Origin of the sequence: Kocuria rhizosphaerae (genome assembly GCF_044462265.1) — a bacterium.
Classification (GTDB): Bacteria; Actinomycetota; Actinomycetes; order Actinomycetales; family Micrococcaceae; genus Kocuria; species Kocuria rhizosphaerae.
In genome coordinates this window covers 1-12,829 of record NZ_JBISWL010000009.1, presented here as the reverse complement: position 1 = coordinate 12,829, position 12,829 = coordinate 1, and the positions used below count along the sequence as shown (strand labels likewise).

Here is a 12,829-nt window from a genome sequence, read left to right as displayed (position 1 = left end):
TCCCGTCGGCGGGCCCGGCGCCGGTCCCCGCGCCGGCCGCCGGGGCGCCCGAGCCGGTGGCCGAACGCCCCGCGGCACCGGAGGGCGGGCCGCCGGTCCTGCCGGAGTCCGTGCCGGTGTCCGTGCGGATCCCCGCCGTGGACGCCGCGTCGGAGCTGCTGCACCTGGGGCTGCGCGCCGACGGCTCCCTCGAGGTGCCGCCCGCCCACCCCGGCGCACCGGCCTCCTGGTACGTCTCCTCCCCGACGCCGGGGGAGCGGGGCCCGGCAGTGCTGCTGGGCCACGTCAACGCCACCGGCGGCGGCCCGGGCGTCTTCGCCGGCCTGCGCGGCCTCTCGCCCGGGGACACCATCGAGATCCTGCGGGCGGACGGCACCACCGCGGTGTTCGCCGTCGACCGAGGGGAGCAGTACGCCAAGGACGCGTTCCCCACCGCGGCCGTCTACGGGGACACCACGGGGGCGGAGCTGCGCCTCATCACGTGCGACGGCTACGAACCGGCCACCGGCCGGTTCGACGACAACTACGTGGTCTATGCCAAGCTCCTCGCCTGATCGTGCTCCGTCCACCCCTCGGCGGGTCGGCGGGCCCGCCCGCCGGCCCGTGGGGCGCAGCCCGGCAGACCCCCACCGAAGGAGAGCACCCCATGAGCCGCCCCATGTCGTCAGCCGCACCGAGCGCCCCGGCGTCGCGACGGCACCCCGTGAGGTCCAGCGGCTGCTGACGCTGACCCTCGTCAACGACCGGTGGATGGCCGTCGCGGCCGAGGCCCCGGTCCGCGACTGGTTCGGGGGCGCGGGACGGCCTGGGCGCCGCGCGACGCCCGCTGCGTCGGGCCTTCCCCGCCTCCGGCGATGGGCCGCGCGACGTCCGTCGCGGGCGCTGCCGGACGTCAGCCGTTCTGCCCGATGACCCGGTCACGGCCGGCGAGCACGGCGAACACGCACAGCACCGCCATGAGCCCGGCCATCAGCAGCAGCGGGGCCTCCCAGCGGCCCCCGGCGTCGTAGAGGGCGCCGACCACGGCCGGTGCGAGCGCGGCGAGGGCGTAGCCCACGGACTGGGCCATGCCCGACAGTGCCGCGGCCTGGCGGTGGTCGCCCGAGCGCAGGCTGAACAGGGACAGCGCCACGACGATGAGGCTCCCGCAGCCCAGCGATCCGCACACGATCCAGAGCAGCATCAGCTGCGGGGCGGCGGCCAGGCCCGCGAAGGCCCCCAGGGCCAGCAGGCTCCCGGAGAGCGCCACGGGCCGCTGGTCCCGGACCCGGTGCATGAGCGCCCCGGTGCCCAGGCTGGCCGTCATGCCGATCAGCAGAAACAGCGCCATGTGGGTGCCGGCGACGGTCGCCGGGACGCCGTGGCTGCGCTCGATGCTCGGCAGCCACGCCATGAAGACGTAGAACGCCATCGACTGCAGCCCCATGAACAGGGTCACCTGCCAACCGAGCGCCGATCGCCACGGGGAGCGGTAGCGGACGTCCTGCGGGTCGTGCGCCCCGCCGTCGGAGGACTTCTTCCGCAGCCAGGGGGACAGGATCACGAGCGCCGCCACGGCCAGCACCGCCCACACGGCCAGGGCCGGTCGCCAGCCCGCGGGGCCTCCGTGGGCGATGGGGACGACGACGGCGGACCCCGCCGCCGCCACCGCGCCCTGGATCGACGTGTAGACCCCGGTCACCTGGCTCACCCGCAGGGGGAACTCCCGCTTGACCAGCGAGGGCAGCAGCACGTTGAGGAAGGCGATGCCGATGCCGACCACGGCGGTGCCGATCCACACGGCCCCGGGAACGGGTGTGGACCGGCCGAGGATCCCGGCCGCCAGCAGCAGCAGCGAGAGCCACAGGGCCCGGTCCAGTCCCGTCCGGGCCGCCAGGGACGGGGCCACGGGGGAGAACAGCGCGAACATGGCCAGCGGCAGCCCGGTCAGCAGCCCGGCCTGCCCGGCGGAGATCCCGAGGTCGCGGCTGATCTCCTCGAGCAGCGGCCCCACGGTCACGAAGCCGACGCGCAGGTTGACCGCGATCAGCACGACGCCGACGAAGCCGAACCCCAGGCGGGCACGGAGGCCCGTGGCCGATGACGCGTTGGTGAGCACGGCGGACCCTTTCCGGTCGGAGAGCGGACGAGCATCACGGCGTGCCCCGGCCGGCTGCCGGTTCGTCCACCGCCCAGTGTGCCTCATGGCCCGCGGCGGGCGCCCGGACCGCCCGATGGTCCCGCCCGCCCGCGACCCGGGCGGAGGGCCGGTGGCGGAGCAGGCGCAGCGGACGTGCCGGAGGGGCGGCGCGCCCTCGGCGCACCGCCCCTCCCTGGTCGTCCCTGGCTCAGCCCAGGATCAGGTTCACCACGAACAGCAGCGGGATGGAGCCCGCCCAGACCGCGGTGGTGATGCCGGACCAGCCGCGCAGCGCGTCGGTGCCCTGCAGGCCCGTGAAGCGCGTGACGACCCAGAAGTAGGAGTCGTTGAAGTAGCTGAACACCATGGAGCCGGCGGTGCAGGCGATCGCGGCGACCACGGGGTCGATGCCGAGCGAGCCGACGAGCGGCGCGGTCACGGACGCGGCGGTGATCATCGCGACCGTGCCGGAGCCCTGGGCGATGCGCACGAGCGTGGCGATCATGAACGGCACGAGGAAGGCCGGAAGCGGCGTCGCGGCCACGGCCTCGGCGAGGGCGTCGCCCACGCCGGAGCTGCGCAGCACGTTGCCCAGCGCGCCGCCGGCGCCGGTGATCAGCAGGATCAGGCCGGCGGAGGCCGCGGCCTCCGCGAACCAGCCGTGGGCCTTGTTCCGCGGGGTCCACCGGGGCAGGAGCACGTAGAGGGCCAGGACCATGCCGATGACGAGGGCGACCACGGGGTTGCCGAGGAAGGCGAAGGGGACGACCCAGGCGGAGGGGGTGTACTCGTCGCCGCCGATGACGCCCTGGGCGTTCTGGTCGATGGCGCCCGTGACCGTGTTGGTGATGATCAGCAGCAGCGGGATGAGCAGCGGCAGGGACGCGACGAGCGCGCCGACCTTGTGCGGCTTGGCGCCGGCCGGGACGTCGCCGAGGTCGTGGGTGGTGTGCTCGGCCGGGGGCTGGGCGGCCTCGTGGTCGAGGCCGTCACTGTGCTGCTCACCCGTGCCGGTGCCCGTGCTCGTGCCGCCGGTGCCCGCCCCGGAGCCCGCGGCGGTCCCGCCGCCGACGGTGACCAGCTCGCCGTAGACGGCCTCGCGCACGCTCTCTTCGATGCGGGGCTCGAGCTTCGGGCCGATCCAGCGGGCGTAGAGGACGACGACCGGCAGCAGCAGGACCGTGAAGGCCAGGCCCACGAGGATCAGGGCGCCGAGGTCGGCGCCGAGGATGCCGGCCACGGCCAGTGGGCCCGGCGTCGGGGGCACGAGGTGGTGGGTCAGCGTCATGCCGCAGCCCAGGGCGAGGGCCAGGGTCACGTAGCCGGCCCGCTTCACCCGGGCGATCGACCGGGCGAGGGGGTTCATGATCACGTAGCCCGAGTCGCAGAACACGGGGATGGAGACCAGGGCGCCCACGCTGCCCATGGCCCACGGCTCGCGGCCGTGGCCGAAGGCGCGGAGGAAGGCGTGGGCCAGGGCGTTGGCGGCGCCGGAGACCTCGAGGATCTTGCCGATGCCGACACCGAGGCCGATGACGATGCCGATGGAGGCGAGGGTGTTGCCGAAGCCGGTCGTGATCGCGGAGACGATCTCGAGGACGGGCTGACCGGCGACGACGCCGGTGACGAGGGCGGCGATGAGAAGGGCCACGAAGGCGTCGAGCCGGGTGCGGAGCACCAGCACGATGATCGTGGCGATGCCCAGCACGAGGGCCAGGAGTAGTTGGAGTTCCACGGTGTATCTGCTCCTTGCGGGTGGTGTGGTGGCCGGGGGACGACCCCGGGCGGGAATGTTGACGTGATCGGCGTTACATGTGACAGTAGCCACAGGTAAGACATCTGACAAGGGGGCGACCGAACGTCGTGATCATGGAAAAAGAACTCCTCGCCGAGTACCCCGCCGAGGTCCCCGTGGACCCCCGCGAGGTCGCCGCCTCCGTGGCGGCCACGGGCCGGGTGCTCGTCGTGCTCGACGACGACCCGACGGGGACCCAGTCCGTCTCGGACCTGCCGGTGCTGACGCGCTGGGACGTCGAGGACTTCGCCTGGGCGCTGGGCACCGGGGCGCCGGCCGTCTACGTCCTCACCAACACCCGCAGCCTCGACCCGGCCGAGGCCCAGGCCCGCAACCGGGAGGCTGTGGACCACGCCCTCACCGCGGCCCGGGAGGCCGGCGTCCCGCTCGGCTTCGTCAGCCGCAGCGACTCGACCCTGCGCGGCCACTTCCCCCTGGAGCCGGACGCCATCGCCGCGACCCTCGCCGAGCGCACCGGGGAGCCGACCGACGGCGTGGTCGTCGTGCCCGCGTTCCCGGAGGCCGGGCGGATCACGGTCGGCGGCGTGCACTACACCCGCGACGGGCAGGGCGGACTGGTCCCCGTGGCCGAGACCGAGTTCGCCCGGGACGCGACCTTCCACTACTCCTCCTCCCACCTCGCCCGCTACGTCGAGGAGAAGTCGGGAGGCCGCTGGCCGGCCGAGGACGTGATCGTCCTGGACCTGCACGCCGTCCGCGGCGGCGCGGCCGGCATCGCCGACCTCCTGGAGCCCGCCGCCGGTTCCACCCCGGTCGTCGTGGACGTGGTCACCGAGAACGACCTGCGCGCCCTCGCCCTCGGCCTGGCCGAGGCCGAGCGCCGCGGCAAGAAGCTGCTCTACCGGGTCGGCCCGCCCTTCGTCCGGGCCCGGATCGGCCAGGAGCAGCGCGCGCCGCTCACCGGGGACGAGGTCCCGGCGGGCGGGACCGGCCCGGTCGGGGGGCTCGTCGTCGTCGGCTCCCACGTGGGGGTCACGACCCGGCAGCTGAAGGCACTCACCGACCGGCACAGCCACGCCACCACGGTGGAGCTCCCCGTGGAGGCCGTCCTCGACCCGGACCGCGCCGAGGCCCAGCTCACCGAGACCGTGGGCGCCGTCGTCGCCGCGCTCGCCGAGGGGGACGTCGTCCTGCACACGAGCCGGCTGCTCGTCCGGTCGGAGGACCCCTCCGAGAGCCTGCGGATCGCGCGCACGGTCTCCGCGGCCGTCGTCGCCGTGGTCAACCGCACCCTGCGCACCGCCCCGCCGCGGTTCGTCGTCGCCAAGGGGGGCATCACGTCCTCGGACGTCGCCGCGCACGGCCTCGAGATCCGCCACGCGATGGTCCGCGGACCCATGCTCCCCGGCATCGTCTCCCTGTGGGAGCCGGTGGACGGGCCGGCCCGCGGCATCCCGTACGTCGTCTTCGCCGGCAACGTGGGCGACGACGGGTCGCTCGCGGAGGTCGTCCGCAAGCTCAGCACCACGTTCTGAGCACGAGCGCCCGTCCCAGACCCCCGTCCCCGAGAGGAACGAGACACCTGCCATGACCCACCGAACGGTCGCCGTCCTGGGGCTCGGCGCCATGGGACTGCCCATGGCCGCCCGGCTCGCCGGGGCCTTCCCCGTCCGCGGCTTCGACATCTCCGCCGAGCGGCTGCGCCTGGCCGAGGAGGCCGGCGTGCGCCCCACCGCCTCCGCCCGGGAGGCCGCCGACGGCGCCGACGCCGTGCTGCTCGCCGTGCGCAACGCCGAGCAGCTCGACGCCGTGCTGTTCGGGGCCGACGGTGTCGCCGAGGCGCTCGAGCCCGGGGCCGTCGTGCTCCTCACCTCCACCGTGGGCCGGGAGGCGATCCCGCCCGTCGTGCGGCGGCTCGCCGAGCACGGCGTGGCCCTCGTCGACGCGCCGCTCTCCGGAGGGCCGGCCCGTGCGGGCTCGGGGGACCTGCTCATCGTCGTCGGCGCGGAGCCCGCGGCGCTCGACACCGCGCGGCCCGTCCTGGAGCGGCTCGCCTCGACGCTGACGGTCGTCGGCGACGCCCCCGGGGACGGGCAGGCGCTGAAGACGGTGAACCAGCTGCTGTGCGGCGTCCACATCGCCGCCGCCGCCGAGGCGCTGGCCCTGGCCGACGCCCTGGGCCTGGACCAGGAGCGCACGCTCGCGGCCCTCGAGGTCGGCGCGGCCGGGTCCTTCATGCTCTCCAACCGCGGGCCGCGCGCCCTCGAGGCCTACGACGAGAACGGCGCCGAGGTGCTCAGCCGGCTCGACATCTTCGTGAAGGACCTCGGGATCGTCGGCTCCGCCGCACGCTCGGCCGGTCTGGCCGCGCCCGTGGCGGCCGCGGCGGAGCAGCTGTTCCTGCTGGGCCAGGCGCACGGCCTCGGCGCGGCCGACGACTCGGCCGTGATCAAGGTGGTGGCGCCCCACAAGCGCGTGCCGCCCGCCGCGGGGCAGGCCGCCGATGGCTAGGAAGTCGCTGGTCGAGTCGGTGGCCGAGCAGCTGCTCGAGCGCATCCTCCGGGGCGAGGTGGCACCGCACGAGGCGCTGCCGCCGGAGTCCCGCATCGCCGAGGAGGCCGAGGTCAGCCGGCTCACCGTCCGCGAGGCGCTCAAGCACCTGCAGGCGCAGAACATCGTCCGGGTTCGCCGGGGCCTCGGGACCTACGTCAACCCGCCGGAGGAGTGGACGGGCCTCGAGGCCATCCTCAAGGCGGCCTCCCGCGGCGTGGCGTTCCACCAGGTGGCGCTGCGCCTGCTCGAGGTCCGGCGCATGGTGGAGACCGGGTCCGCCGAGCTGGCCGCCGAGCACTGCACCCCGGAGGACCTCGCCGCCATGGAGCAGTCCGTCCAGGACCTGGAGCGCGCGCACGCGGCGGGGGACCTGGACGGGGTGACCCGCGCGGACATGGCCTTCCACGACGCCGTGCTGCGGGCCTCCGGGAACCCGTTCGTCCCCGTGCTGCTGGGCCAGCTCTCCCAGCTGCTCTACTCGGCGCGCCGGGCGACCTCCGCGTTCCCGGAGGTCCAGCGCCACGCCATCCGCCACCACAAGCTCGTGCTCGCCGCGATCGCCACCCGGGAGCCCGAGACGGCGCGGCGGGCCATGGTGGCCCACCTCGACCAGACCACGGAGGACTACGAGAACTTCATCGGGCACACGGCCGACGACGGGGCCGACCCCGGCCACGGTCCCACCCACGACAACACCCACGATCCCGCCGACAGCACTCACGACGGCACCCACGACAGCACCCACGACAGCACAGGAGAGAACTGACATGACCGAGACCACGCACTTCCCCGCCGAGCGCACGGCCGTCCTGACCGGTGCGGCCTCCGAGCGCGGCATCGGACGCGCCACCGCCGACCTGCTCGCGAGCCAGGGCTGGAGCGTCGCGATCCTCGACATCGACGGCGACGCCGCCGCCGAGGCCGCCCGCGAGATCGCCGGCCGGCACGGGGTGCAGGCCGTCGGCCTGCGCACCGACGTGTCCGACGACGCCTCCGTCGAGGAGTCCGTGGCCCGTGTGGAGGCGGAGTTGCCCCCGATCGTGGCGCTGGTGAACTGCGCCGGGATCAGCTCGCCCACCGGCTTCATGGACGAGACCCGCGAGACCTGGGACCGGGTCTTCGCCATCAACATGACCGGCACGTTCATGATGACCCAGCGGGTCCTGCGCGGCATGATCGAGCGCAAGCTCGGCCGCGTGGTCAGCATCTCCTCGATCTCCGCGCAGCGCGGCGGCGGCACCTACTCCAAGTCCGCCTACAGCGCCTCCAAGGCCGCGATCATCGGGTTCACCCGTGCCGTGGCCCGCGAGATGGGCGAGCACGGCATCACGGTGAACTGCATCGCCCCGGGCCCCGTGGACACCGACATCATGGGCGGCACCCTGACGGACGAGCGCAAGTCCGCCATGTCGCAGGACATCCTGGTGGGCCGCGTGGGCACGGTGCGGGACATGGCCGCGCTGCTCGCGTTCCTGGTCGGGGAGGACGCCGGGTACATCACCGCGGCGACGTACGACATCAACGGCGGCCTGCAGATCTCCTGACCGGGGGCCGCACCACGCGGCAGGGGCGGGAACCGCCCGGTTCCCGCCCCTGCCGCGTTCCGTCACGGCGGCCGGCGTGTCCGCGGGGCGATCTACACTGGGCCGCATGAACGAGCAGGAACCGGCTCCGCCCCGGCCCGCCGCGGCTCCGAGCGGCGGAGCGGGGCTCCCCGCGGACCCGCCCGTCGCGTCCTCACCGGGCGAGGGCGCCGAGGCCCCGGCCCTCGTCGATCCCGAGGCCGTGGACACGTCCGTGCGCAGTCCGGCTCAGCGGACCCGCACCTTCGCGGGGATCCTGGTGAACACCGCCCTCGCCAACATCACGACCAGCTACCTGTGGTTCGCCCTGACGTTCTGGGTGTACCTGGAGACCCGCAACGTGATCGCCACCGGGGTGATCGGCGGCGCGTACATGCTGCTGATCGCCCTCTCCAGCATCAGCTTCGGCACCTTCGTGGACCGCTACCGCAAACTGGCCGTGATGCGCTTCGCCGCCGGCTTCACCCTGGCGATGTTCGTGCTGTCCGGGGCCGTGTTCCTGCTGACCCCCACCGCCTCGCTGCTGGACCTGACCCGGCCGTGGTTCTGGGTCTTCGCCCTGATCATCCTGATCGGTGCGGTGGTGGAGAACATGCGCAACATCGCCCTGTCCACCACCGTCACCATCCTCATCGACCCGGACCGGCGGGCCAACGCCAATGGGCTCGTGGGCATGGTGCAGGGACTGATGTTCATCATCACCTCGGTGCTCTCCGGGCTGTCGGTCGGGCTGCTGGGCATGGGGTGGACGATCGTCGTCGCCCTGGTGCTCACCGCGCTGGCCTTCTCGCACCTGGTCACCCTGCGCATGCCCGAGGAGGTGCGCCCTGCCGCCACGGACGCGCACGGCGGATTCGACCTGCGCGGCGCCCTCGCCGCCGTGCTGGCCATCTCCGGGCTGTTCGCACTGATCCTGTTCTCGACGTTCAACAACTTCATCGGTGGCGTCTACATGGCGTTGATGGACCCCTACGGCCTGGAGATGTTCCCCGTGGAGCTGTGGGGAACCTACTTCGCGCTCGGCGCCACCGGGTTCCTCGTGGGCGGCGCTCTGATCGGCAAGTTCGGGCTCGGCGCCAACCCGTTGCGCACCATGCTCGTCGCGGTGGTCCTGATGGGGATCCTCGGCGCGGTGTTCACGATCCGGGAGTGGGCGTGGCTGTACGTCCTCGGCATCTGGCTGTACCTGGTCCTGATCCCGTTCGTGGAGGCCGCCGAGCAGACGATCATCCAGCGGGTGGTGCCCCTGCACCGGCAGGGCCGGGTGTTCGGCTTCGCCATGGCGTTCGAGTCCGCGGCCGCGCCGATCACCGCGTTCCTCATCGCGCCGATCGCCCAGCTCTGGATCATCCCGTACGCGCGGTCCGCGGAGGGCGCCGCGCAACTGGCCCCGTTGCTGGGCGAGGGCACCTCCCGCGGCATCGCCCTGGTCTTCCTCGTGGCGGGGATCGTCATGATCGCGGCCGCGCTGCTGGCCTTCCTGACCCCGGTCTACCGCCGGGTCTCGGCGTCGTACGCCGAGGCGGCCGCGCAGGATGCCGGGGCCGGCGTCACCACCGCGTCGTCCTCCGGAGGAGCCGGCACGTGAGGGGAGGGGTGACGCGGCGCCCTCCCCCTCCGCCCGTACGCGCCGGGGCGGCGGCCGGCCGGCTCAGCGGCGACGGCCTCCGCCGCGCCGCTTCGCGAGAACGCGGCCGAGAAGCGCCGTGCCGACCATGAACAGGATCCTTCGCATACTGGTACTCCCTTGCGCTCGGTGGTGTCGGAGGTGCTCCCGCACCGGCTGGCGCGCTGCGCCGTCGTGGCGTGCGGAGGCACCGACCCGTCCAGCATAAGCCCACTTGCTGATCCGTGGCCTCCGCGGTCCGGTGCCCGCCGACGGCTTTCGGACGGCCGGTGCCGGCAGGAGCCTCCCCGCCGTGCCGCGGATCCCTGCCCCGCGGCCGTGCAGCTCAGCCGTGCTTCTCAGCCGTGCTTCTCAGCCGTGCCGCCCGGCCCGCCCGGCCGCTGGGCGCAGGTGCGCCAGCAGCGCCGCGCAGACCTCCTCCGGCCGCTCCTCCGCGAGGAAGTGGCCGGCCTCCAGGGCGCGCCCCGTGACCCGCGGGAAGTGCCGCCGCCACAGCTCGAGGGGGTCCTCCCGCGCGCCCACCGTGCCCAGCGAGCCCCACAGGACGAGGGCGGGCAGGTCGAGCCGGGCCTCCTCGTCGGCGCGGTCGATCTCCAGGTCGGGCCCCGCCGCCGCACGGTAGTCGCGGCACCAGGCGTCCACGACGGCGGGGTCGCGCGCCGCCTCCTCGTACGCGGCGAGGGCCTCCGGGTGGAAGGGCACCGACGTGCCGCTGATCCCCTGCAGGGTCCAGCGCACGTAGAACCCGGGGTCGTGGCCGATCAGCGTCTGGGGCAGTCCGCCGCCCTGGGCGAGGAACGCCCAGTGGTGGTACCGCTGGACGAGCCACGCGTCCATCGACCGCCAGACCTCCAGGGTGGGGAGGATGTCCAGCAGCGCCACGGACAGCACGGCGCCGGGCGCGTCGAAGGCCATGCGGTGGGCGGTGCGCGCCCCGCGGTCGTGCCCGACGACGTGGAACCGGTCGTGGCCCAGGGCCCGCATCAGCTCCAGCTGCCCGGCGGCCATGGCGCGGAACGTGAAGTCCTCGTCGTCCGTCCGGGACCGGCCGTAGCCCCGCAGATCGGCCGCGACCACGGTGAACTCCCGGGCGAGCACGGGAGCGACTGCGTGCCACATGGCGTGCGTCTGCGGAAAGCCGTGCAGCAGCAGCACGGGCGGACCGTCGCCGGCCGCGCGGGCGTGGACGGTCCCGCCGGCAACGGGGACGTCGTGGGATGAGAAGCCGTCGAACACGGTGCCTCCTGGCGGTCGGATGAGCTCATTGTGCCCGCATCCGGAGCGGATCCGCCCGATCGGCCGGCATCCGTGATGGGCTGGGGGCGGACAGGCTCGAGCGAGCACCGCCGACGGATGCGGAGGCACCCATGACCCACGTCCCGATCCCGCCCGCCGGCCACGGACCGGTCTCGCGGGAGCTCATCGCGGCGGCGGAGCGGTACACCGCTCCCAGCTACCACCCGCTGGACGTCGTCGTCGCCTCTGCCCGGGGGAGCACCGTGACCGACGTCGAGGGCCGCGACTACCTCGACTTCCTCGCCGGCTACTCGGCGCTGAACTTCGGCCACGGCCACCCCGTGATCCTGGACGCGGCCCGGTCGCAGCTGGAGCGGGTGACGCTGACCAGCCGGGCGGTGCACAACGAGCAGCTCTCCTTCTTCGCGCGGGAGCTGTGCGCGCTGGTCGGCCAGGACATGATGCTGCCGATGAACACGGGGGCGGAGGCCGTCGAGTCCGCCATCAAGGTCGCCCGCAAGTGGGGCTACGAGCGCAAGGGCGTGGCGGCCGGCCGCGCCCGGATCGTGGTGGCGGAGGGGAACTTCCACGGCCGCACGACCACGATCGTCAGCTTCTCGGGGGACGACGACGCACACCGCAACTACGGCCCCTACACCCCCGGGTTCGTCTCCGTGCCGTACGGGGACCTCGAGGCGCTGGAGCGGGCCGTCACCCCGGACACGGTCGCCGTGCTGCTGGAGCCCGTGCAGGGCGAGGCCGGGGTGATTGTCCCGCCCCCCGGCTACCTCCCGGGCGTGCGGCGGCTGACCGCCGAGCGGGACGTGCTGTTCGTCGCCGACGAGATCCAGTCCGGGCTGGGTCGCACCGGGGCCACCCTGGCGTGCGAGCACGAGGGCGTCGAGGCGGACCTGTACCTGCTGGGCAAGGCGCTGGGCGGGGGAGTGCTGCCGGTCTCCGCCGTCGTGGGCGACGCCGCGGTCCTCTCCGTGCTGCGCCCGGGCCAGCACGGCAGCACCTTCGGCGGGAACCCGCTGGCCGCCGCCGTGGGCCGGGCCGTCGTCGCGCTCCTCGCGACCGGGGAGCCGCAGGAGCGGGCCCGGACCCTGGGGGACCGGCTGCACGCCCGGCTGGCGGAGCTCACCCCGCTGGGCATCACGGGGCTGCGCGGACGCGGGCTGTGGGCCGGGATCGACATCGACCCCCGGCTCGGGACCGGCCGGGAGTGCTGCGAGCGCCTCCTGACGCGCGGGGTGATCGCCAAGGACACCCACGGGTCCACCCTCCGGCTCAGCCCGCCGCTGGTCGTCACGGACGACGAGCTGGAACGCGGGCTGGACGCCCTGGCGGCGACCTTGCGGGAGATGGGGCGCCGCTGACCGGGAGTGGCCTCAGCCGGTCCGGGCCTCGCCGGCCCCGTGGGCCAGCGCCGACTCGATGCTGCCGGCCAGCTGCGCCGGTGACGTCCGGGGCGCGAAGCGGCGGAGCACGGTGCCGTCCCGGTCCACCAGGAACTTGGTGAAGTTCCACTTGACGTCGTCGCCCAGCACGCCGCCCTTCTCCCGGCGCAGCCACGTCCACAGGGGGTGGGCCTCCGGGCCGTTGACGTCGACCTTGGCGAACATCGGGAACGTGACGCCGTAGTTGCGGCTGCAGAAGTCCGCGATCTCCTCCTCGGTGCCCGGCTCCTGGCCCCCGAACTGGTCGCAGGGGAAGCCGAGGACCACCAGGCCGTCGTCCCGGAAGTTCCGCCACAGCTGCTCGAGGCCCTCGTACTGCGGGGTGAACCCGCACTCGCTCGCGGTGTTGACCACGAGCACCACCTTGCCGGCGTACTCGGACAGCGGCTGCTCGCGTCCGTCGATGGTCGTGGCGGTGAAGTCGTGAAGCGTGGTCATGCGGCCCTCCTGGCCGGTCGGGAACGGTCTGCTCCCCTCCATCTTCGGCCCTGGCGC

The 12,829-nt window shown here is 74.0% G+C and carries 11 protein-coding genes; 7 read left to right on the top strand and 4 right to left on the bottom strand.

Annotated features, from left to right (window positions below):
• Window positions 1–554, top strand: a 554-nt coding sequence (locus ACH9EU_RS00740) for a class F sortase (protein WP_396412012.1), incomplete at its 5' end; no start/stop codon positions are given.
• Window positions 555–892: 338 nt separating this feature from the next.
• Here the strand turns inward: ACH9EU_RS00740 and ACH9EU_RS00735 are convergent.
• Both ACH9EU_RS00735 and ACH9EU_RS00730 read right to left on the bottom strand, forming a co-directional pair.
• Window positions 893–2,098, bottom strand: a complete 1,206-nt coding sequence (locus tag ACH9EU_RS00735; RefSeq protein WP_396412011.1) for an MFS transporter — start codon at window positions 2,096–2,098, stop codon at window positions 893–895.
• Window positions 2,099–2,327: 229 nt separating this feature from the next.
• Entirely contained in the window at window positions 2,328–3,854 is a 1,527-nt protein-coding gene (locus ACH9EU_RS00730; protein WP_396412010.1) for a GntT/GntP/DsdX family permease, read from the bottom strand.
• A gap of 128 nt (window positions 3,855–3,982) precedes the next feature.
• On the opposite strand from ACH9EU_RS00730, the gene ACH9EU_RS00725 reads away from it, so the two are divergent.
• The 5 genes from ACH9EU_RS00725 to ACH9EU_RS00705 all read left to right on the top strand — a co-directional run bounded on the left by ACH9EU_RS00725 (window position 3,983) and on the right by ACH9EU_RS00705 (window position 9,599).
• Window positions 3,983–5,410: a four-carbon acid sugar kinase family protein gene (locus ACH9EU_RS00725; protein ID WP_396412009.1), complete on the top strand. Its 1,428-nt coding sequence runs from the start codon at window positions 3,983–3,985 to the stop codon at window positions 5,408–5,410.
• Window positions 5,411–5,462: 52 nt separating this feature from the next.
• Entirely contained in the window at window positions 5,463–6,386 is a 924-nt protein-coding gene (locus ACH9EU_RS00720; RefSeq protein ID WP_396412008.1) for an NAD(P)-binding domain-containing protein, read from the top strand.
• Complete coding sequence (locus ACH9EU_RS00715; protein ID WP_396412007.1) at window positions 6,379–7,194, top strand: FCD domain-containing protein; 816 nt, start codon at window positions 6,379–6,381, stop codon at window positions 7,192–7,194. The genes ACH9EU_RS00720 and ACH9EU_RS00715 overlap by 8 nt, the downstream gene beginning before the upstream one ends.
• 1 nt (window position 7,195) lies before the next feature.
• On the top strand, window positions 7,196–7,972 hold the full coding sequence (locus ACH9EU_RS00710) for an SDR family oxidoreductase (protein WP_396412006.1): 777 nt from the start codon (window positions 7,196–7,198) through the stop codon (window positions 7,970–7,972).
• Window positions 7,973–8,078: 106 nt separating this feature from the next.
• A complete protein-coding gene (locus ACH9EU_RS00705) occupies window positions 8,079–9,599 on the top strand; it encodes an MFS transporter (RefSeq protein ID WP_396412005.1) in 1,521 nt (506 codons plus the stop codon).
• Between the two features lie 390 nt (window positions 9,600–9,989).
• On the opposite strand, the gene ACH9EU_RS00700 is transcribed toward ACH9EU_RS00705, so the two are convergent.
• Window positions 9,990–10,874: an alpha/beta fold hydrolase gene (locus tag ACH9EU_RS00700; RefSeq protein ID WP_396412004.1), complete on the bottom strand. Its 885-nt coding sequence runs from the start codon at window positions 10,872–10,874 to the stop codon at window positions 9,990–9,992.
• 131 nt (window positions 10,875–11,005) lie between these two features.
• Between ACH9EU_RS00700 and rocD the strand changes: the two genes are divergently transcribed.
• Entirely contained in the window at window positions 11,006–12,253 is a 1,248-nt protein-coding gene (gene rocD, locus ACH9EU_RS00695; RefSeq protein WP_396412003.1) for an ornithine--oxo-acid transaminase, read from the top strand.
• Window positions 12,254–12,265: 12 nt separating this feature from the next.
• Here the strand turns inward: rocD and ACH9EU_RS00690 are convergent, their stop codons facing one another.
• Window positions 12,266–12,772 (bottom strand): redoxin domain-containing protein, encoded by a 507-nt coding sequence (locus ACH9EU_RS00690; RefSeq protein WP_396412002.1) that lies wholly within the window; start codon window positions 12,770–12,772, stop codon window positions 12,266–12,268.
• Window positions 12,773–12,829 lie beyond the last annotated feature (57 nt).